The sequence below is a fragment of the Phocaeicola sp. HCN-6420 genome (assembly GCF_037890145.1).
Taxonomy (GTDB): Bacteria; Bacteroidota; Bacteroidia; order Bacteroidales; family Bacteroidaceae; genus Phocaeicola.
Genome location: NZ_JBBKBJ010000007.1, coordinates 126,590 through 148,523, shown reverse-complemented (window position 1 = coordinate 148,523; position 21,934 = coordinate 126,590). Strand labels below are relative to the sequence as shown.

Below are 21,934 nucleotides of genomic sequence, written 5' to 3'. Positions count from 1 at the left end.
ATTATGAAAAAATATATAACATTCTTATTTGTTGCTCTTTCAATTGTACTTACTTCGTGTAATGACGATACAGAACCTGGAGGTACAGCTGTCGAAAAGATGGCCGGCGACTGGTGGGTTACTGCTACCGTTATTGACAATGGACAAGAAGTGGGAGATGTAGGACTGGGACATTTCCGTATGTATACTTACAATACCGCAGCCAATGTTCCTACTGAAATGTGGTTGGAAGATGGAGCTAACTTCTGGGATTACAAGGTAAAAGTAAATGTAGACTACAACAACAGAACGTTTACTACCAACGATTTCATCGAAAATACTTCATACGACTGTAAGGTTAAAATCACCGACGGTAAAGTACTGGAAGGTGCTGCTCTTACTCCGAGCGGAATGCCGGCCGACAGCATCGTTTATATGATACAGTTCGATGATGATCCGGACGGACTGACTTACAAGGTTTCAGGATTCCGCCGTACAGGATTCCCTGCTGATGATTTCTAATTGCATACCCCGAAAGCAATCAATAATATCAGTATTTGCAAAAAAGAGAATGTGGAAACGCATTCTCTTTTTTTGTATCCTCCCCCTCGATGGGGTTACAAACGGGTAGAAAAAATAACCTTCCATCTTGCCGGGAAACATTTCCAGAGCTGCCGGCTTCTTATTTACCCCGTCTTGCCACATTCAATTACATCACTTATAATCAGACGATTATAAGTAAATTTCAGTTCGGCAAAAACTTTGGTTGTTTCATTCATTGGCCTGGAAACTCAGGAAGTGGCAATCAAGCCGAATGTACAAGTTGTATTACGTTCTGATTCTCATTCACTTGATGAGGTCGTTGTTGTTGCTTATGGTACTGCGAGCAAGCAGTCTTTGACTGGTGCTGTAGCATCGCTTGATGCAAAAGACATGGAATTGCGTCCTGTCACTCAGGCTACAAATGCTTTGGAAGGTGCTGCTCCAGGTATTCAGGTAAATAACTCTTATGGTGAGCCGGGTAGTGACAAGACAAGTATCCGTATCCGTGGTTTTGGCTCTATCAATGGTAGTAACGAACCTCTTATCGTTGTAGATGGTAGTCCTTATAGTGGTAACCTGAATGATATCAATCCTCAGGATATTGAATCTATGTCTGTCTTGAAGGATGCTTCTTCGGCTGCTCTTTATGGTAACAAGGCTGCCAATGGTGTTGTACTTATCACTACTAAGAAAGGTAAGAGCAACAAGCTGAATCTGCGTATGAACCTGAAACAAGGTATGTATACCCGTGCTATCCCTCAGTATGATAAATTGGGAGTAAAGGACTGGATGGAAACCATGTTGCAGGGATGGAGCAGTTATTATCAGAAAAATGCAGGTGCTTCTCCTGCTGATGCTTTGGCTAAAGCTGCTTCAACTTTGAACTCGAGCGTCGTAAAAACGAATATCTTCGACAAAACGGGAGCTGACATGTTTGACGCTAATGGTAAACTGGTGGCTAATGTATTGCCGGGTTATTCTGACCTGGACTGGGTTGATGCTCTGGAACGTACTGGCTATCGTCAGGAATATGGTGTCAGCGCTGATGCTGCCGGTGATAAGTATGATGTGTTTGCATCATTTGGTTACTTGAATGAAAAAGGTTATATCCTTGCTTCTGATTTTGACCGTTTTACTGCTCGTTTGAATGCAAACTTCCGTCCGGTGAAATGGTTTACTACTGGTATTACATTGAGTGGTACTTCGTCTACTTCCAACTTCCAGGGACAAGCTGAAAGTTCGTATTATGCGAACCCGTTCTATACCGCTGACATGATGGCGCCGGTTTATCCTTACTATAAGCACAATGCTGACGGCAGCATTATGACTGATGAGGCTGGAAATGCTGTTTATGATATCGATAACTATTCTTATTTGAGCGGACGTAATATTATTTATGAACTGCAAAATAATATCAACCGCAAGAACCGTAATACGGTAAATGGTCAGGTTTATGGTACTATCAAATTCTTGAAAGATTTTTCTGCTACTGTAAGAGGTGACTTGTTTACTTATAATGAAAATGTAAAACAGTTTGATAATCCGAACTGTGGTGATGGTGCTGCCAATGGTGGTCGTCTGGCTAAAGAACAGAACCGTTTGTTTGAATATCGCTTTGCACAGGAATTATATTGGGCACACGATTTCGACCGTCATCATGTAGATGTATTGCTGGGCCATGAATCATTTAAGCATCAGTTGAACTGGGATTATATGATGAAGGAACAGATGAAGGTCAGCGGTAATACTGAAATGGCTAACTTCGGTAAGATGACTTCTATCGATGGTTATGAAGATGTTTATACAACAGAAAGTTATTTGTCGCGTATCCGTTATAACTATGCTCAGAAATATTTCTTCGATGCATCTTTCCGTCGTGACGGTTCTTCTCGTTTCTCCAGTCCTTGGGGTAACTTCTGGTCACTGGGTGCAAGCTGGATGATTTCGGATGAAAACTTCATGAAAGGTATTGACTGGGTAAACAGCTTGAAACTGCGTGCTTCTTACGGTCAGGTTGGTAACGATGCCGGTGTTGACTATTATGCATACAAAGAATTGTATTATTCGGATGTAAACGCTGGTATTGGTGCTTTCTATAAAATACAGATTCCTAATTCTAATCTGAAATGGGAAACTTCCGGTTCACTGGATATCGCTTTGGAAGGCCGTTTGTTTGATCGTTTCAACTTCTCTTTCGACTTCTTCAACAAGACTTCGAAGGATTTGCTCTTCACGGTTTATAATCCGTTGTCGGCAGGTGCAACTGACTGGTATGTGAGTGCTGATCCGACAGGTATGTCACAGTATTTTGCTAATATCGGTAATATACGTAATACTGGTCTGGAAGTTGCTATGGATGTAGATGCTATCCGTACTAAAGACTGGAAATGGAACATCGGATTGAACCTGACTACTATCCATAATGAAATTACAAAGTTGCCTGACGGAAAAGATATCCTTCACGGTGTACAGAACTATTCAGAAGGACATAGTGTATATGAGTTCTATACGTATACTTATGCAGGTGTAGATCAGTTGACTGGTCGTGCATTGTATAATGCTGATCCGACATTGAGTGAAAGTACTGTAAGCAAGTTGAAAGATCAGGGTAATTACCTGACTATTAACGGTAAGAATTATGTGTATAGTACTTCGTATGCTGCTCGTGAATGGCAGGGTTCTGCTTTGCCGGATGTATATGGAAGCATCAGCACTTCTTTGACATGGAAGGATTTGACACTGTCTGTATTGTGTACATATTCACTGGGTGGAAAAGTTTATGATTCAAACTATCAGTCTTTGATGTATACTACTTCGAACGGTGCAAGTGCTTTGCATAAAGATGTGATGAACGGCTGGAAGGAAGCTCCGGAAGGTATGACTGAAGATTCTCCGAATCGTCTTGATCCGAACGGAACACCGCAGTTTGACCTTTCTTCATTGGCTTCGACTTCTTCGACAACAAGTTCACGCTGGTTGACAAATGCATCTTACTTTACTATCAAGAATATCAATTTGAACTACAATTTGCCACGTAAGTTTGTTGACAAATTGGGTCTGGGAGGTTTGAGTGTATACGGAACAGTGGAAAACGCTGCTATTATTACTTCTCGTAAGGGTATGAATCCGCAATACAGCTTTAACGGTACACAGGACAATACTTTTGTGGGTGCCAGAGTTTATACATTAGGACTTAACTTAAAATTCTAAACAAACATTATTTATGAAACAAATTCGTACATATATATTGGCTTTGGGTATGGGATGTCTTGCCGGACTGACGTCATGTTCGGATAGTTGGCTGGACACTAAGTCTACCCAGACAGTCGAGGGTGATGACCTTTTTAGTTCTACATCAAATGCTCGTCTGGCTATTAATGGTCTTTGCCGTATCATGGTTCAACAGCACAGCTATTATGGACAGTCGTTTAACGGTGAAGGTACAATGAAGTTGCTTTACGGTGAGTATATGGGAGAAACATTCAATTTCCCTTATATGTCGCCGGGATGGTATCCTATCATGATTGGAGATGCCAACTATACACAGAGTAACTCTACTATCTATGATTCTTATCCCTGGTATTATTACTATATGCTGGTGAGTGGAGCAAATGCTGTGATTGGACGTGTTGAAAGTGCTGAAGGATCGCAGGCTGAAAGAGATTTCTTGAAGGCTGAAGCATTGACTTTCCGTGCTTATTCATTTATGCGTCTGTCTGAATTTTATTGTGATCCGTGGTATAAGAGCAATAACGGTGCTACGGATGGTATCGTGCTTCGCTTGAATGAGGTTGCTGATGCCGGTGAAAATACAGATATGCCTTTGTCTACGTTGGCTAAGACTTACGAACAGATTTATAGTGACTTGGATGAGGCTATTCGTTTGTATCAGTCTTCTGGTCTGACACGTGATGATATGTATGGAGATGCTTCGTCGACTATCAGTTACCCTGATGAAAAGGTTGCTCACAGTATTTATGCACGTGCTGCACTGAACAGACAGGATTACGGTAAGGCTTTGTCTGAAGCAGGACTTGCTTTGGGCGACAACTATACACTGATGGACAAGAGCAGTTATTATTCTGGCTTCGATACTCCGAATGATGAATGGGTATGGGGAGTATATAATGACGCATCGGAAACTATCTGGTATTATGGCTGGCAGTTGTATATGGCTTGCAACGGTTATTATGCACAGAATGGTATCAATGTTTGTATCAACCGTTCGTTCATTGAACAGTTCCCTGATACGGATATCCGTAAGGGATTGTTCCTGACAGAAAAGACTTTCTTGAGCGAAGGCCAAAAGTTTACTGATGTAATTGATGCTAATGAAGGTCAGAATACTGGATATTTTATATCTGAAGATGCTTATAACAAGGCTAATGCGTATGTGAAACAGACTGTTCCTAACGCTGTAGAACAGGGATTTGCTTATGCAAGCTTGAAATTCCAGGCTACCGGACAGCCGGCAGTTGGTTGTCAGCCGATTATCCGTAATTCAGAGCTTTTGCTTATCAAGGCTGAAGCGGCTTATTATGAAGATGCCACCGGCAAACAGTCGCAGGATGCTTTGAACGAGCTGAATGCTACTTCTGGTCGTGATGCTTCTTATTCTTGCACAAAGACGGGTGATGAACTGCTGAAGGAAATCAAGAAGTATCGTGCTTTGGAACTTTGGGGAGAAGGCTTTGACTGGTTCGACCATAAACGCTGGGGAGATCCTGTTGTACGTCATGGTATAAAAGAAGACGGAAACTTCAGTGGATATATCTCTGGTACGTATGGATTTACAGAAAGCGGTGAATATGTTTCTACTTTCTGGAAATGGATCCTGCCGGGTCGTGAAACTGATTACAATACTGCTATTGATTATAAATAAGTGTAATTAGCTGATTCTTTAGGAACCCGTCATTGACTTTATGGAAGTCGATGACGGGTTTCTTTGTCTTTGAGTATCTGTAGTGTGAATATTCATTTAAATTTTTGCTTGGTAAGATACTTGATGCGTGCTTTTTTGTTTATATTTGCGAAACTAGAAATACAACTATACTGAATGAAAGAATTTGTTATATCTGAAGCTCAAACTGAAAAGGCTGCGCTGGTGGGACTGATTACCCAGACGCAGAATGAACGCAAAACGAATGAATATCTGGATGAACTTGCTTTCCTTGCCGAAACGGCTGGAGCTGAGGTCGTAAAACGTTTTACTCAGAAACTGGATACTCCAAATTCTGTGACTTATGTTGGAAAAGGTAAGTTGCAGGAAATAAAAGAATATCTGCTGCAACAGCAGGAAGAGGGAGGTGAAGAAGTGGGGATGGTGATCTTTGATGATGAACTTTCTGCCAAACAGATACGAAATATCGAAAAAGAACTGAACGTAAAGATTCTGGACCGTACATCGCTGATTCTGGATATCTTTGCCATGCGGGCACAGACTGCCAATGCCAAAACGCAGGTGGAACTGGCTCAATATAAATATATGTTGCCCCGATTGCAGCGTTTGTGGACGCACCTTGAACGTCAGGGAGGTGGTTCCGGTGCCGGAGGTGGTAAAGGTTCTGTAGGACTTCGTGGTCCGGGTGAAACTCAGCTGGAAATGGACCGCCGTATTATCTTGAATCGTATGGCTTTGTTGAAACAGCGTCTGGCTGATATTGATACGCAAAAGTCTACACAACGCAAGAACCGCGGACGATTGATTCGTGTAGCCTTGGTCGGGTATACGAATGTCGGAAAATCAACGCTGATGAATTTGCTGGCGAAGAGTGAGGTCTTTGCCGAAAATAAGTTGTTTGCTACTCTCGATACGACAGTGCGTAAGGTGATTATTGACAATCTGCCTTTCTTGCTGTCTGATACTGTAGGATTTATACGTAAGCTTCCTACCGATCTGGTGGACTCGTTTAAATCGACGCTGGATGAAGTGCGTGAAGCTGACTTGCTGCTGCATGTCGTGGATATTTCGCATCCGGATTTTGAAGAGCAGATTCAGGTTGTCGATAAGACGATTGCGGATCTGGGGGCCGGAGGTAAGCCGACTATGATTATCTTTAATAAGATAGATGCTTATACGTATGTGGAAAAGGCGGAGGATGATCTGACTCCTAAAACTAAAGAGAATATTACGCTGGAGGAACTGATGCATACGTGGATGGCTAAGATGAATGATAACTGTATCTTCATTTCGGCCCGTAACAAGACTAACATTGATGAACTGAAAGAAATTGTCTATAAAAAAGTAAGGGAACTGCATGTGCAGAAATATCCTTATAATGATTTCCTTTATCAAACTTACGACGAGGAATAGCTATGGAAAACTACCGTTCGCTGACTAATGATGAGATAGACAGGCTGAAAGCCCAGTCGTGTTCGGCTGCCAACTGGAGTGATGTGCTGGTTGCCGAGAACTTTACTCCTGATTATGTTCACCATGCTCGTTTTTCGGGAAGGGTGCGTCTGGGAGTTTTTGAGCATGAATTTACGTTATCGGGTGGTATCTGTAAGCATGCGGGATTGTCTTATGTGACACTGCATAATGTAACGGTCGGCGATAATTGTTGCATAGAGAATGTAAAGAACTATATTGCCAATTATGAGATAGGGGCGTATACTTTTATCGAAAATGTGGATATTATCCTGGTGGATCGCAAATCTCGTTTCGGAAATGGGGTAGAGGTGTCTGTCTTGAATGAAACGGGAGGCCGGGAGGTGATGATACACGACCGGCTTTCTGCTCATCAGGCATATATTATGGCTTTGTACCGCCATCGTCCGCAGCTTATCGAACGTATGAAGGAGTTGATTGAAGCTTATGCGGAGGAGCATGCTTCGGAAGTGGGTACGATAGGTTCTCATGTTACAATCGTGAATTCGGGGTATATCAAGAATGTCCGCATCGGTGACTATTGTGAAATAGAGGGAGCCGGCAGATTGAAGAACGGTAGTATTAACAGTAATGCGGCCGATCCGGTGCATATCGGTTACGGGGTAGTTTGTGATGATTTTATTATCTCGAGTGGCTCTCATATAGAGGATGGCACGATGATTACGCGTTGCTTTGTGGGACAGGCGTGTCATATGGGGCATAATTATTCGGCTTCCGACTCGTTGTTTTTCAGCAACTGTCAGGAGGAGAATGGAGAAGCGTGTGCTATTTTTGCCGGGCCGTTTACTGTAACGCATCATAAATCGACATTGCTGATTGCCGGAATGTTCTCTTTCATGAATGCAGGGTCGGGCTCTAATCAGAGTAATCATATGTATAAGTTAGGACCGATTCACCAGGGAGCACTGGAACGGGGAGCGAAAACGACTTCCGATTCTTATATTCTCTGGCCGGCGCGTATCGGAGCTTTTTCTTTGGTGATGGGGCGTCATGTGAATCATCCTGATACTTCGGATTTGCCTTTCTCTTATTTGATAGAGGATAAAAATACGACTTATCTGGTGCCGGGAGTGAATCTGCGTAGCGTGGGGACGATTCGTGATGCACAGAAGTGGCCGAAGCGTGATTTGAGAAAAGATTCTGTGCGTCTGGATCAGATTAATTATAATCTGCTCAGTCCGTATACCATTCAGAAGATGATGAAGGGAAGGAGCATTTTGAAAGAGTTGCAGCGGGTTTCTGGTGAAACATCGGAAATATATTCTTATCAGAGTGCGAAAATTAAAAATTCGGCACTGAATAAGGGGATTGGCTTTTATGAAACTGCCATTCATAAATTTCTGGGAAATTCTGTTATAAAGCGCCTGGAGGGAATTCATTTTAAAAGTAATGAAGAGATACGTCATCGTTTGCTGCCGGATACAGCGATTGGAGAAGGTGAATGGGTGGATATCTCGGGACTGATTGCGCCTAAAACGGAGATTGAACGGCTGATGAATGATATAGAAGCTGGTGTGTTGCATACGGTTGACCAGATTCATGATCGTTTTGCCGGGATGCATGCCAACTATTATACGTATGAATGGACATGGGCTTATGGCAAGATGCTGGAGTTTTATGGCCTGAAACCGGATACGATTACAGCAAAGGATATAATTGCTATTGTGCGTCAGTGGCAGAAATCGGTTGTCGGACTTGACAGAATGGTGTATGAAGATGCCAAAAAAGAATTCTCTCTCACTTCGATGACGGGCTTTGGAGCGGATGGCAGCAAGGAGGAGCAGATGCTTGACTTTGAGCAGGTGCGGGGAGTATTTGAAAGCAATCCGTTTGTAACGGCTGTGCTGGAGCATATTGAAGTGAAGACTGCACTGGGTAATGAGCTGGTAGAGCGTTTAAGTGGTTTATAATAAGGAAATTCCTATGAAAAATATATGGCTGTGCTGCATGCTGTGCTGTGTCTGCATGATGGTTCAGGCGGGTACTTACCGTAAAAGGGAAATTAATCGTCCGTGTTTTATTGCGACCAATACGTCGAGAATTGAGATAAAAAAAATCATACTGACTGGCGAGCAGACTCAGGTGGATGCTGTATTATATGGTGAGCCGGGTGAAATGGCTGTTATTTCTTCGAATACGTGCTTACGTACTCCTCAGGGAGAATTCTGTCTGCGTGAAGCTGAAGGAGTGTCTATTGATGGTTTGACTGAACCGGAGGCTATTCCTGCATCGGGCAGGCATTCTGTTATCCTTTCTTTTGCTCCGATACCGGCTGGTATACATGCCGTGGATTTTGTGGAGAAAGAAGAGGGGTGGACCATCTGGGGAGTGCAATTGAGCAAGGCGGAACCTTATGTTTATGTGCCTGGCTTTTTGCAGACACGTATGGTGGAACGGAGCCTTTCTCTGCCGGAGCCGCGTCTGAAGGCTGGAAAAGCTATTGTGAACGGATATATATTGGGCTATGATTCCAAAATGAGGCTGGATGTGGTGTTTCGGCATTCCGACTGGCTGTTGGCTGATGATTGGGGAAAAACGGTGAAGGTTCGTCAGGACGGATCTTTTCATATTGAAACTGATTTATTGGTTGCAGGAGGGGCTAAGTTACGGATTAACAAGGCTGAACTGAACTTGTTTCTTTCTCCTGGTGAAGAAATGACTGTGTATATTCATTTGCCGAGGTTGAGTATGTCGGCCTCTCATTTACTGAAAGATCAATATGGTGAGCAGCAGAAAGCATGGTTCGACGGGGGAGAGGCTTTGCTGAATACGGAACTGGCTACATGGGGGTATCCTCTTTCGCTGGGTGCTGATGCTGATTTTGCTGATGAAACGAAAGGTTTGCCGGATGAAGCGTATGATGCTTTTGTGCAAAGCAGACTGGAGAAGTATGAAACTGAACTGAAGGATGATAAAAGGGTAGGTGAGGCATATAAAGAATATGTGTCGGCCAACCTGCAAGTCAATGCGTGTGTGTTGCAGGGACAGCACGGTAGAATGCCGGGTAAGCTGGATATCCCTTATGCGAGGTATGGCTATGACTATGTGACTTATTTGCAGTATGTGGAGCGTGATGAAGGTGAAATGCTGGATGTATGGGCGGATATAAAAACGGCAAGAACTGTCTTCCGGAATTCGGTAAAAGAGGAACGGGTGACTTCGGATACCAGAAAATCGCTGAGCTTGATTGTGCAGCCGGAGATAAGTACATATGTGAAGGAGAAAATACAGGCCATGCAAATACTTTCCGAACGTGCTAAGGCTTCGAAGGGCTATGTAATTGCCGAACTGGATACATTGGTTTCGGGGGCTGACATCTTGCCTGCCATCATTTCTCAGTATCGGGGAAGTGCTGTTCTTGTTGACTTCTGGGCTACGTGGTGTGGCCCATGCCGTAAAAGTATGCCGGCTGTTCATGTGCTGAAGAAAAAACTGTCGGCTAAGGAGGTGGTTTATGTATATATTACGGGCCCATCTTCTCCGGAAGCGGTATGGAAAAATGCTATAGCTGATATAAATGGAGTGCATTATCGCCTGACTCAAAAACAATGGGAATATCTCTGCAAGTCGTATGGTATTACCGGTATTCCGGGGTATTTGGTTATCAGTTACGACGGAAAGTTACAGGATCGTTATGTAGGATTCCCGGGGGTAGATATTTTGCAGAGGGATTTGTTGAGAGCTATGGAATAGAAGAATCCCGATGGTCTTTTGCCGGAGTGTGAAAGTAAAATGGTGTAGAGCTTTTGAGTTATTCGGAACAAAGATTTTATCTTAATTAAGGAAAAATTTCGATAATACTTCGTACCTTTGCTGACATAGTAACTAACAATTAATTTCTTATCATTATGGCAACACCAGAATTCAAGTATCAGCCGATGTTTGAACACGGAAAAGATACTACTGAATACTATTTGCTTACAAAAGACTATGTGTCTGTAAGCGAGTTCGAAGGAAAACCTATCCTGAAAATCGAAAAGGAAGGTCTGACAGCAATGGCTAATGCTGCATTCCACGATGTTTCTTTCATGTTGCGTCGTTCTCACAACGAACAGGTAGCCAAAATTTTGAGTGATCCGGAAGCCAGCGAAAACGATAAATACGTTGCTCTGACTTTCCTGCGTAACGCTGAAGTTGCAGCTAAGGGCGTATTGCCTTTCTGCCAGGATACCGGTACTGCTATTATACATGGTGAAAAAGGTCAGCAGGTATGGACTGGATATTGTGATGAAGAGGCTTTGTCACTGGGTGTGTATAAAACATATACTGAAAATAACTTACGTTACTCACAGAATGCTCCGCTGAGCATGTACGAAGAAGTGAATACTCGTTGTAACCTTCCGGCCCAGATTGACCTGGAAGCTACTGAAGGTATGGAATATAACTTCTTGTGTGTGACTAAAGGTGGTGGTTCTGCAAACAAGACTTATCTGTATCAGGAAACAAAAGCTATCTTGAATCCGGCTACTCTGGTTCCGTTCCTGGTAGAAAAGATGAAGACACTGGGTACAGCTGCTTGTCCTCCTTATCATATCGCATTTGTCATTGGCGGTACTTCTGCTGAAAAGAACTTGCTGACTGTTAAGCTGGCATCTACTCACTATTATGATAATCTGCCTACTACAGGTAATGAATACGGACGTGCTTTCCGTGATATTGAACTTGAAAAACAGGTTCTGGAAGAAGCACACCGCATTGGTCTGGGTGCTCAGTTTGGTGGCAAGTATTACGCTCATGATGTACGTATCATTCGTTTGCCGCGTCACGGAGCTTCTTGTCCGGTAGGTCTGGGAGTTTCTTGTTCTGCTGACCGTAACATCAAATGTAAGATTAATAAAGACGGTATCTGGATTGAAAAACTGGATTCGAATCCGGGTGAACTGATCCCTGAAGAATTGCGTCAGGCTGGTGAAGGTAATGCAGTAAAGATTGACCTGAACCGTCCGATGCCGGAAATCTTGGCTGAACTTGACAAGTATCCTGTTGCAACTCGTCTGTCTTTGAACGGTACAATCATCGTAGGTCGTGATATCGCTCATGCCAAACTGAAAGAACGTCTGGACCGTGGTGAAGATCTTCCTCAGTATATCAAGGATCATCCTATTTACTATGCTGGTCCTGCCAAGACTCCTGCTGGTATGGCTTGTGGTTCTATGGGACCGACAACTGCCGGACGTATGGACCCGTATGTTGACTTGTTCCAGAGTCATGGTGGTAGCATGATTATGTTGGCCAAAGGTAACCGTAGCCAGGCTGTAACTGATGCTTGTAAGAAGCATGGTGGTTTCTATCTGGGTTCTATCGGTGGTCCGGCTGCTATCCTTGCACAAAACAATATCAAGAGCATTGAATGTGTTGAATATCCTGAACTGGGTATGGAAGCAATCTGGAAGATTGAGGTTGAAAACTTCCCGGCATTTATCCTGGTGGACAACAAGGGTAATGATTTCTTCAAGCAAATCAAGCCGCGTTGTACCGGAAACTGTAAATAAGTAATTTACTTCCAATAAAAAAGAAAGGCATCATCCTCTGATTATGAATTGAGGATGATGCCTTTTCTTATGGAGTTTTCAGTTCTGTCTTATTGCTGGGAACCGGCAATAATTTCGAATATTTCAGCTTTGCCCTCCAGACTGATTTTGACTACTTTGTCATTGGCCACTTCTAATTTAAAGAAAGGAGATGAAACGGATGTTTCTGATACCAGCTTTCCTTTCTTGTCGAACTGCTTGATGCTTAAAGGAGCAGACAGTTCATTCATAAGCAGTGTGTATGCTTTAACTCCCTGGAGTACTTCGAAGGACATGGCTTGAGTAACCTGATATGCAGTTCCCAAATTCTGGTCGAAAGCATAAACAGCTTGCTGTGGATTTTCTGTTTCCAACTTGAATCCTAAATTTTCGACATGTAACGGATTTACGTCGAATGAGCGAACTGAAGCGTAATTCTTACGTTCTGAATCCAGTCGTTTCAGTCGTACATAGCGTGCTTTTACGGCATCGCCTTTCCAGTTGATTACGTATTGTTTAGTCAACTCGCCAATCAGCGGAGTCCATGTTTTGCCATCTGCCGAGCATTCCAAAATTGCATGATCGAAATAATCTACATCATCGACTGAATTTCTTCCTTGCAGGATAGCTACTTCTGTAACATCGCGAACATCTCTTAAGTCTACTCCAATCCAATCGCCGTCCTTTTGGCCGATACCGGATGTGTAGTAAGTTGTGGTATCATTATCGAGCATTAATTTGGTCAGGATTGTACCAGAATTGCCAAACGAACCTATGCCTTTGTAGTCCTTGGGAGTTGTACCTACTAATTTTTTCAGGAATCCATGAGCCATATCGTCCATTGCGTTTTCGTAGAACGGCTGCAACTTCAGTGTTCCTGATTTATGAGCTTCGTAGTTCTTACGGTCGTCGGTGCTCATTAAGTTGTGTATATACTTGTTCCAGAAATCAGCATCGTTGTTTCCAGCACGATAGATTTGAGCAAGTTCGATGGCTTGCTTTCCTCTTGTACCCAATTTACCGAATTCAATCAGCCAGGGGCGAAGTTCTTGTAACAAGGCTTTGTTTTCGCATCCCTGTTCCATTTCTGCCGGAACTTTTTCTACTTTTTCGAATTCTTCTTTCAGTGCCTGAGCCGTTGCGTCATTCCAGTCGGCGATACGGAATGTTTTTGTTTCCCATGATTCGTCCCGACGATATCCATTTTCTGTATCACTGGAGTGAATGGCAAATGTACGATAAGCATCCTTTGCTTTAGGAGCCAATTCCTCCAAACCTCTTTCCCAATTGTCGATAGGGTTATAGTTGGCTACGTTCCAGGTATAATCTGCAACTCCATACAATGCCAGTTTGGAAGCTTCGCCGTGTTCCATCGGGTTACTTACTACTCCGCATACGTTATCTTTAGTCAGCGAAGTATCCAGTCCATATACAGGACCTTGCAGAATAAAGTTACGTATGTAGTCTGTTACCGGATAATTCCACCAGTAATATGCTGGTCTTTTGATGCGTGAGTTTATCCATTCCATTGTTTCCGGTGTCAGGTCACTACATACCACATCACCGGTCCAGAATACTTTAATGTCTGGGTTCAGACTTTTACCATAAATAGCCAAACTTCCCTGTGGAGTAGGGTTAGCCCACAGCTTTGAGTAATCGGTCGGGCAGACAGTCAACGGAGAAACGTCGCCTTTTGCTTTTACAAAGTCATCAGTCAGGCGGTTTAATAATTCGGTCTGTTTTAACGGATTGGTTCCTTCACCCGAAATGTCATCGAAGAAGATAGCGAAATCTCTTACTCCCAAATCGTACATCCAGTTGAATTTGTTGACCAGATTCTGGTAGTCTTCTTCATTCCATTTGATATCTTGTCCCGGATGGATTGCCCAAACAAAATCTACACGGTTACGCTTGCAGGCCTGTACCAGTTCTTTAATATTCTGAGCTTCTTTTTCGGGATAAGGAAGTCGCCAGTTCGGGCAGCTGTGGAACGGATCGTCTTTAGGGCCATATAAGTAAGTATTCATCTTGAATTTTCCGTAGAAATCAATCAAGGACATACGTACTTGATGTGACCATGGTGTACCGTAAAATCCTTCTACAACTCCACGGTTGGGCAAGTCCGGATAGTCATTGACGTCCAGATAAGGCAATTGCTTATTCTGAGCAATCGGGCTTTCCATAAGTTGGCGAAGTGTCTGGATACCATAAAAGGCTCCTCTTTCGTCGTATCCTACAATTGATATTCCTTTTTTATCGATGTGCATAGCGTAAGCTCCGGAAACTTCCTTTACACCTTGCTTGAGTGCTACTTTCTTTCCAAAATCGATAGTCAGTTTTACACCCTTCTTTGTTAGGGTAAGAAATCCCAGGTCCTGAGAAAATTTATCCTGTTTGTCCTTCAGAACCATTCCTGTGGTTATATCCAGCAGATTGTTTCTGTCTACAGTCAGTTTCTGAGGTGTGGGGTTGATGATAATTCCCTGATGGTCTATCTTCTTTCCGGGAACGGGCAAAACTTGTTGGATTTCCAGTCGTTGGGACGACAAATCGAACTCGGCTTCTTGTGCGAGGAGATTACTGCATGCCAAGGCACATATTGCTCCTGCTACTAGTGATTTTTTATAGTATGTCATTTTCATATAAATGGGTTTTACAATACAAAGCTATCGATTTCATCTTAATTAGAACTTGTTTTAGGGCAAAATGTTTACTTTCTCATTGAAAAAACTTCTTTATAGGAAAAATGAGAAGCGCTTAGCATGTTTTTTTAGGTTCTCCAGTACCATTTGATACGTGTAAAAAACATCGTAATCAGTACGGTTAAGCCGGTAAGCAGAACACCATGAAGAAATCCTAACCAGGGTGATGTATAGAAATACTTCAGCAAGGGCATTATTCCTAAAATATTTAATACCGGGTATATCAGAAGATCTGTTGCTACATAGGCTATCATCGGATTTTGTCCGGACATGATCAGGAAACGTGTGGAACGGACGCATTTGAAGTAGTCGCAAATGATATTGAAAATTATCAATGACATAAAAGCCAATCCTGATGTGACAAAGAAGTAGCTGAATGTTGCATAATCTTTTTTGATTCCTTCCTGAAAAGGTTCAATAAAAAGTCCCAACAACAGAAAGAAACTTCCTAAATCGAATAATTTGTACCAAAGTGTTCTGATATCGGTTTTAGGTTTGTTTTTAAGTAATAAGTATCCGGCTATCAACAGAATAATTGTAATAATCAAATTAGCTTCGAGAAACCGGTTATACAGACAATATAAGTTAACCAATATAACCGTTAGCAGAATACCTAATAAAACAAGTCCTGTTTTGGCTTTTGCAGGATAGATATTTTCATGGTTCTCTGAAAGCCATTTTTTGAGAATTTCTCCTGCGAAACTGCCCGGAATAACAATAAACAGATATTCCAGATATTCGAACTTGTATAGCCAGGGAATAGGGGAAGTAGTCAGGTAATGTGCTACCCATGAATCTTCAATATCTTTACTTATCATCAAAGCTCCTAATAAAATTAAAATACAGATTCTGAGCAGGCGATTGTGCATGGTGAATATGTAGAGCAATGAACCGAATATTGCCATATTGGCTAATATCAATATAATGATGTTGCTGAAGTACAGGGAGAAATTTCTTCCATTGGCATATTGTGTCGTAACCAACATGAAAATGGCGATTCCGTAGGCTGATAGTTTTATGATTTTATGTACTTTGTCGGGGAGTTGATACGGAATACGCATAAACATGGGAAATAATACAATAAAGCAAGTGATAGCTAACAGCCAGGAGCGTAAATCTTGTGGAGAACTTACCACATAAGGATAAAAGTGCTGGATGAAAATGGCGAAGAATGTCAGTTGTAATCCTCTCTTTATTGCGTCATAGCATAGCATTAGTTTACTTCTTCCTTTTTCGGCATGTCGGCCGATGGAAAAAGGAAATGCTGCTCCCATGGCAAAAAGGAAAAAAGGAAACACCAAATCGACCCATGTAATGCCAGGTATTTCCGGATTGAAAATGTGATCGGGAGGAGGAGTTTGGGCATGACTCATCCATCCTGGTAAAATGGAGGATATGATAGTAGCTGATAATACCATTGTAATGATGGCATATCCTCGTAATGCATCCAGTGCTAAAGCTCTTTGGTTCATAGTAGTGCGTTAAGATTATATGTTTATTAACGAATATTCTGCAAATAGAGGCGTAGCTCTCATCTCATCGAGAATGAATGACTGACGCCTCTATGAATGATGGCCATCTTTTTACGCGTTATCCTTCCATCATTAATCAATAAAAACCTTAATATAACTTATGAAGTTTATTCTTGTTGCCGTAAAAAGAATGACGAAAAATCTTGTGCCGGTTGCAGATATGTATGTCCAAACCGGTCGGTTATTTTTACACTTATCCGGGCTTGTGGATTTTTGGGAATAGCCTTGAAGAGATGATTGGTCTTGACCGGAGCAATCCAGCTATAAGTCTGTACAGCTTTTTGACACATTTTTTCAGCCAATGGATCGTATGCTGTATATTGAGTCATTTCTCCCATAACTTTTCCGTCTTCCATCCATTCAACTTTCCATTGTTTATCCCAATTCCATACATTGGCGATTATAGCTTGAGGCAGTTCTTGGGAAGCTCCAGGAAGATATACTCTTGCCTGGCAGGTATCTGGTTTACCGATACATTTATACTTCCAGGTAAGTTGATTGCCGTTAACTTGATAAATGCCATATCCTCGTGGAGTACCATCCATACAGATGTCAGAGCACCACCATGTACCACAGATTGCAGCTGTGTTGTGTTCCATAAGCTTGTCATTATAGCATACATTGAGGTTGTAGTGCATATGTCCTGAAATAATGTGTGTGGGATAATCCTTAATTAACTGGTGAAATGCCTCAGCATTGACAGTCTGGTCAGCCAGTGTATTATAGTCGAATTGAAACGGTTGTTGTTTTTCTGTAAGTCGGGTAGGTATATGCATGACAATGATAAGTGGGGTTCCTTTCTTTAAAAAAGAGAGATCCTTTTCCATCCATTGAAAAGTCTTTTCATCGATATAGCCGATATAGTAAAATTCTCTTCCGATGTAAAAGTTGTTGTTTAAAATGATATAATGCATTTTCCCCTTGTTGAAAGAATAGCATGTAGGACCGAAGAAGCTTTCGAAGCTATGGTGTGAGGTTTCGAAAGAACGTCCGTTGTAGTCCATGTCATGGTTTCCTATGGCACGGTATATAGGTATATTCAGTGGTCTGACGGCTTCAATGTATGGTGGAAATAGCTGGGCATTATCTCCTGTAATATCTCCACAATCGATACCGAAGATATCCGTATCGCGATAAGCTGCAAGTTCTTCCAAATAATCATTCTGGTAAGTATGATATGTTTCCAGATTTTCTGTCGTGATAGCTTGAACGTCAGCTTGTGCAAAGAATACATGATTTAAGTCATCGTGAGGGTTCCTTTTAAGATGAAAATCATACCCCTTATCCGAAGAACGGTCTATTGACTTATAGAATAAAGGAATTGTGTTTTCTTTGATTTCGGTCAGATAGCCCGATGGGGTGGATATAAATACAAATTGGCTTTCATTATCAATGTCGAGGCTATAGTTACCCTCTTCGTCTGTTTGTACGCAATTCTTTCCATCGGAAACAACAACTCCACCAATGCCTTTGTTTCCGCAGGCTACAGTACCTTTTATCTGGTGCAGGTTCTGTGTCATTCCGGTTGTTAATCCGAAAACCGATAATAATATGCATAAAATATGTTTCATCAGATCTTTCATTATCAAGATTTACATTTTTGTCCAGTCCAGAACAATTCTATTTCTTCGAGTGTCTTTCCAGCTGTTTCCGGCATCAATTTCCATACAATCAGCATATAAGGAATACACATGAATGCAAATAAGAAGAATGTTCCGCCAGGGGTAAGAGATTCCAACATCCAGGGGGTAAGTTGTCCTATCAGATAAGTTCCAACCCATAAGGATAGTCCGGCTACAGACATAGCAAGTCCTCGTATCTTGGTGGGGTACATTTCTGAAAGTAAGACAAAAATGACGGCGCTGATGGAACCTGCACAGAAAAAGATGTATGCGAGGAAGAAGAATAATAAATATGTATTAGATAAATTTAATTTTTCTCCTGTTACGAAGTAAATTCCAATTGCTATAAGAGATACAATCATTCCTGAAACGCCATAGTAAATAAGTTTTTTACGTCCTATTTTATCTATAATCAGCAGGGCCAGGATACCTGTTATCATGTTGACTGCACCAATTAGAATTTGGTAAAATAGAGAATCTCCTCCAGACAGTCCGGCATCTTCGAAGATGGAAGGACCATAATACAATACGGCATTTACTCCCATAAATTGTCCGAGCATGGCAATACATACTCCAATGATGACAGCTTTCAATATACCCGGTTGCCATAACATGGACCAGCTGGACTGGTGTTCGTTTGCCAAAACAGCTTTAGTTTGTTCGATTTGTGCCTGTGCTTCGGAATTGGTAAGATAAATATTTTGAAGTACTTTCCGGGCTTGGTCTTCTTTTTGTGCAACGATAAGCCAGCGAGGACTTTCGGGAATAAAGAGTATGGTTATTAAAAAGAGAATTGCAGGTACGGATTCCATACCGAGCATACCTCTCCATACTTCCGATACAAATATTTTGTTAAACCATGCTTCACCTGATTCAAATCCACTCTGTGAAAAAGTCAGCAGGTAGAAATTGGCAATGTATGCTCCCAGAAAGCCTACGGTTACGGCTACCTGATAGAGAGATACCAATCTGCCCCGATAGTGTGCTGCTGCTACTTCGGAAATATATAGAGGAGAAACTATTGAAACGACTCCGATGGCAATACCTCCTAAAATACGGGCAGCTATTAAGTGATTGAAATCGGATGAGGCTGCGCACCAGATTCCTGATATGGAGAATAAAAGAGCAGCGATAATCATTACCCATTTTCGTCCCAGCCGGTCACTCAGCATTCCTGCAAACATAACACCGCATATGGAGCCTACTAAAGCGCATCCTACATACCATCCTTGTTGCAGTGCGTCAAGTTGGAACTGCTCGGTAACCTGACTGATGGTTCCGGAAATGACAGCTGTGTCATAGCCGAAAAGTAACCCTCCTATGGCCGCAACAAAGGAAAGGAAAATCATATATCCTAAATTGAATTTGGTTGATGCCATTGTAATGTTTCCTTATTATTTAATGTCGAAATATTCTTTATACCTGTCATAGAGATGGCCTGCTTGCAGGTAAGCCGATTGAGGACTCATGAAGTGAGAGAATTCAAACGTAATGGCTTTGTCGTAGCCGGCACGTTTTGCTGCTTCCAGTTTCATACGCAACTTGTCGAACTTAATGGGCAGGAAGCGGATAGGCATGTCACGGTCGAACGATTCTGCATTGGTCCAGCATTGCATGCCGTATTTGTCTGCCAGTTTTTTGTTGACACTGAAGAACGCATCCAGCTCATCGTAGTCAATATGACCGTCCTGAAAGGCGCAAGCATCTACTACATCATGAATGCCGTCAAAAATTTCGTTCCAATCACGTTCGTGTTCTTGTACTGAAATAGATTCCTCACGAGAAAGTTTATTGGTACCCATTACAGCCTTCTTTCCATCTATCCACGGTGAGATAAATGTTGGAAGTCCTCCTGATACATCTTTACATTGTTTGCCCATTGCCTGAAAAGCTCCGATAGCTCCTTTGGTCTTCCGACTGATTTCTCCGCTTATATACCATCCTCCGAAACTTTTATATTTGGTACCGTATTGTTCCCATACCTCGTCGATGACATATTTGTTGTCTTCTATTTCCCATGTCAGGTCACCTGTATCCCAGTATTTGCCGGAATCATACAATCCAAAGTAGAATTTCATGTTATATTTCTCGGCTAATCGCAGAAACAGGTCTACCAAATCCATTGAAGGCATATAGCATCCTTTTTTCAAGAGGTATTTTGACGGGTAGGTAATGAACTTACGATACCCCGAACGGATAAGGATGACTGTGTCAATTCCAATGTGTTTCATGTATTGGAAGTCACGGTCCCATTCTTTGGCTCCCCAGTTCTGGTGTGGTATATCATGGGATATTTCATCCAAAAAAGTTCCTGTGATGCGTAAACCATTGTTCTTGGGAATAATTAGTGGATTATTGTCATCTTCTTTTTTCATATTGGCTTCATTGGTCAATGAGGCAATGGCAGGCACTTCATTTTCTGAGTGCAGGAAGGATGGAGCTGCAAAAGCTGCGGCACCAGTCAGTAATGTCTTTTTTATAAAATCTCTACGGTTCGTCATATTGCTTAAATTTTAATTTTTTCTGTTTTATATTTTGATATAGATATTCTTTCTGTATAATGTATATCCTATTATTCCGATAACAACAGCTACAGACAATGCCATGAGTAGTGATGAAAAGCAATTATCTCCAAAGTAATGAGCTAATACATGCTGATAAAACCATGTGTGAAGTGTGTTTCCTCCCACTGATATATGTATCAGCGCTATGAATAGTAGTTCGCCTGCTGTATAGCAAAATAATGGATTGACGCCATATACGATAAAAAGTTTGCATCCCTTTTGATATTTTCGGATGTCAATCAGCCAGATAAGCAAGGATAGTAGTAGAATGCCGGCGCCACAGGTTATAAGTACATATGTGGGTGACCAGATTTTCTTGTTTATCGGACAGCCGTAACTGAACAGATATCCGGCGAACAAGAGTATCGTACCTATCAGAAAAAGTTTTTCTAATTTACTGTGTATATCTTCTTTTCCAATGCAAATTTTGCCAATATAATATCCGATAAGCGTATGGGCAATGGAAGGTATAGTACTTAATATACCTTCTGGATCAATACCATGGTCGTTGTAAAGATGTGAAGTCCCTAAAATAGATTGATCGACGATGGCTATTATATTCTGTGATCCATAAACGAATCCATTTCCTGTCATTAATATGATTTGGTATATTACCAGTAATGCAGTGATTAAGGCTGGAATATATTTTTCATGGATGTTTGTACATAGGATAACAGTGAAAAAATAACAAAGAGCCAGTCGCTGTAGTACCCCGGGGATTCTCAGTTCCTGATAGCTGCACATGCCTTTAGCACACCAGTTGATGAATAACCCGATGAGGAATAATAAAATGGTACGTTTAATTACTTTCTTTACTAAGGGTTGGCTATAGGTGAAGTTAAATTTCTTGAGTGAAATATAAGTTGAGATACCCATTATGAACATAAAAAAAGGAAACACCAAATCGGTAGGTGTCAATCCGTTCCATATGGCGTGCTTCAATGGCGTGTAGATATGTTTCCACGAACCAGGATTATTGACGATAATCATCCCCGCAATGGTAATGCCTCTTAAAATATCCAGTGAGATAAGGCGTTGTGCTTTTTCCATAATGGTAAGGTTTTATTCAGTTTGAAAGATACAGATTATCA

At 41.8% G+C, this 21,934-nt stretch carries 12 protein-coding genes and 1 pseudogene; 7 read left to right on the top strand and 6 right to left on the bottom strand.

The genetic code is table 11. The features are described from left to right. Positions 1 to 3: 3 nt before the first annotated feature. From WKT12_RS06435 to WKT12_RS06405, 7 genes and pseudogenes are all read left to right on the top strand, one after another. Positions 4 to 501, top strand: coding sequence for a lipid-binding protein (locus WKT12_RS06435; protein WP_340319180.1), 498 nt, complete (start codon positions 4 to 6; stop codon positions 499 to 501). A 225-nt stretch (positions 502 to 726) separates the two neighbouring features. Further along, a pseudogene (locus WKT12_RS06430) lies at positions 727 to 3,732 on the top strand (SusC/RagA family TonB-linked outer membrane protein); the annotation flags it as partial. A 13-nt stretch (positions 3,733 to 3,745) separates the two neighbouring features. After that, positions 3,746 to 5,404: a RagB/SusD family nutrient uptake outer membrane protein gene (locus WKT12_RS06425; protein WP_340319179.1), complete on the top strand. Its 1,659-nt coding sequence runs from the start codon at positions 3,746 to 3,748 to the stop codon at positions 5,402 to 5,404. A 174-nt stretch (positions 5,405 to 5,578) separates the two neighbouring features. Then, positions 5,579 to 6,835, top strand: coding sequence for a GTPase HflX (gene hflX / locus WKT12_RS06420; RefSeq protein ID WP_021970575.1), 1,257 nt, complete (start codon positions 5,579 to 5,581; stop codon positions 6,833 to 6,835). Between the two features lie 2 nt (positions 6,836 to 6,837). After that, complete coding sequence (locus tag WKT12_RS06415) at positions 6,838 to 8,823, top strand: DUF4954 family protein (RefSeq protein ID WP_340319178.1); 1,986 nt, start codon at positions 6,838 to 6,840, stop codon at positions 8,821 to 8,823. A gap of 13 nt (positions 8,824 to 8,836) precedes the next feature. Further along, positions 8,837 to 10,606, top strand: coding sequence for a TlpA family protein disulfide reductase (locus tag WKT12_RS06410; RefSeq protein WP_340319177.1), 1,770 nt, complete (start codon positions 8,837 to 8,839; stop codon positions 10,604 to 10,606). Positions 10,607 to 10,761: 155 nt separating this feature from the next. Further along, positions 10,762 to 12,405 carry a fumarate hydratase gene (locus WKT12_RS06405; protein ID WP_021970578.1) on the top strand — a complete coding sequence of 548 codons (1,644 nt, stop codon included), beginning with the start codon at positions 10,762 to 10,764 and terminating at the stop codon, positions 12,403 to 12,405. Between the two features lie 89 nt (positions 12,406 to 12,494). On the opposite strand, the gene WKT12_RS06400 is transcribed toward WKT12_RS06405, so the two are convergent. The 6 genes from WKT12_RS06400 to WKT12_RS06375 form a co-directional block, all read right to left on the bottom strand. Further along, on the bottom strand, positions 12,495 to 15,065 hold the full coding sequence (locus WKT12_RS06400) for a beta-N-acetylglucosaminidase domain-containing protein (RefSeq protein ID WP_340319176.1): 2,571 nt from the start codon (positions 15,063 to 15,065) through the stop codon (positions 12,495 to 12,497). 128 nt (positions 15,066 to 15,193) lie between these two features. Further along, the gene (locus tag WKT12_RS06395) at positions 15,194 to 16,597 is read right to left on the bottom strand and encodes a DUF5009 domain-containing protein (protein WP_340319175.1); all 1,404 of its coding nucleotides are present in this window, start codon (positions 16,595 to 16,597) and stop codon (positions 15,194 to 15,196) included. A gap of 167 nt (positions 16,598 to 16,764) precedes the next feature. Next, positions 16,765 to 18,228: a calcineurin-like phosphoesterase family protein gene (locus WKT12_RS06390; protein WP_340319174.1), complete on the bottom strand. Its 1,464-nt coding sequence runs from the start codon at positions 18,226 to 18,228 to the stop codon at positions 16,765 to 16,767. A gap of 14 nt (positions 18,229 to 18,242) precedes the next feature. Next, positions 18,243 to 19,658, bottom strand: a complete 1,416-nt coding sequence (locus tag WKT12_RS06385; protein WP_340319173.1) for a sugar porter family MFS transporter — start codon at positions 19,656 to 19,658, stop codon at positions 18,243 to 18,245. A 15-nt stretch (positions 19,659 to 19,673) separates the two neighbouring features. Then, positions 19,674 to 20,780 carry a DUF4434 domain-containing protein gene (locus tag WKT12_RS06380; protein WP_021970583.1) on the bottom strand — a complete coding sequence of 369 codons (1,107 nt, stop codon included), beginning with the start codon at positions 20,778 to 20,780 and terminating at the stop codon, positions 19,674 to 19,676. Positions 20,781 to 20,807: 27 nt separating this feature from the next. After that, positions 20,808 to 21,893 (bottom strand): acyltransferase family protein, encoded by a 1,086-nt coding sequence (locus WKT12_RS06375; RefSeq protein WP_340319172.1) that lies wholly within the window; start codon positions 21,891 to 21,893, stop codon positions 20,808 to 20,810. Positions 21,894 to 21,934: the final 41 nt, after the last annotated feature.

Excerpts from the sequence above, each read along its gene's own strand:
- WKT12_RS06415 (WP_340319178.1), top strand. The coding sequence starts at position 6,838 with ATGGAAAACTACCGTTCGCTGACTAATGATGAGATAGACAGGCTGAAA.
- WKT12_RS06435 (WP_340319180.1), top strand. The coding sequence starts at position 4 with ATGAAAAAATATATAACATTCTTATTTGTTGCTCTTTCAATTGTACTT.
- WKT12_RS06405 (WP_021970578.1), top strand. The coding sequence starts at position 10,762 with ATGGCAACACCAGAATTCAAGTATCAGCCGATGTTTGAACACGGAAAA.
- WKT12_RS06425 (WP_340319179.1), top strand. The coding sequence starts at position 3,746 with ATGAAACAAATTCGTACATATATATTGGCTTTGGGTATGGGATGTCTT.
- WKT12_RS06385 (WP_340319173.1), bottom strand. The coding sequence starts at position 19,658 with ATGGCATCAACCAAATTCAATTTAGGATATATGATTTTCCTTTCCTTT.
- WKT12_RS06380 (WP_021970583.1), bottom strand. The coding sequence starts at position 20,780 with ATGACGAACCGTAGAGATTTTATAAAAAAGACATTACTGACTGGTGCC.
- hflX (WP_021970575.1), top strand. The coding sequence starts at position 5,579 with ATGAAAGAATTTGTTATATCTGAAGCTCAAACTGAAAAGGCTGCGCTG.
- WKT12_RS06390 (WP_340319174.1), bottom strand. The coding sequence starts at position 18,228 with ATGAAACATATTTTATGCATATTATTATCGGTTTTCGGATTAACAACC.
- WKT12_RS06395 (WP_340319175.1), bottom strand. The coding sequence starts at position 16,597 with ATGAACCAAAGAGCTTTAGCACTGGATGCATTACGAGGATATGCCATC.
- WKT12_RS06410 (WP_340319177.1), top strand. The coding sequence starts at position 8,837 with ATGAAAAATATATGGCTGTGCTGCATGCTGTGCTGTGTCTGCATGATG.
- WKT12_RS06400 (WP_340319176.1), bottom strand. The coding sequence starts at position 15,065 with ATGAAAATGACATACTATAAAAAATCACTAGTAGCAGGAGCAATATGT.
- WKT12_RS06375 (WP_340319172.1), bottom strand. The coding sequence starts at position 21,893 with ATGGAAAAAGCACAACGCCTTATCTCACTGGATATTTTAAGAGGCATT.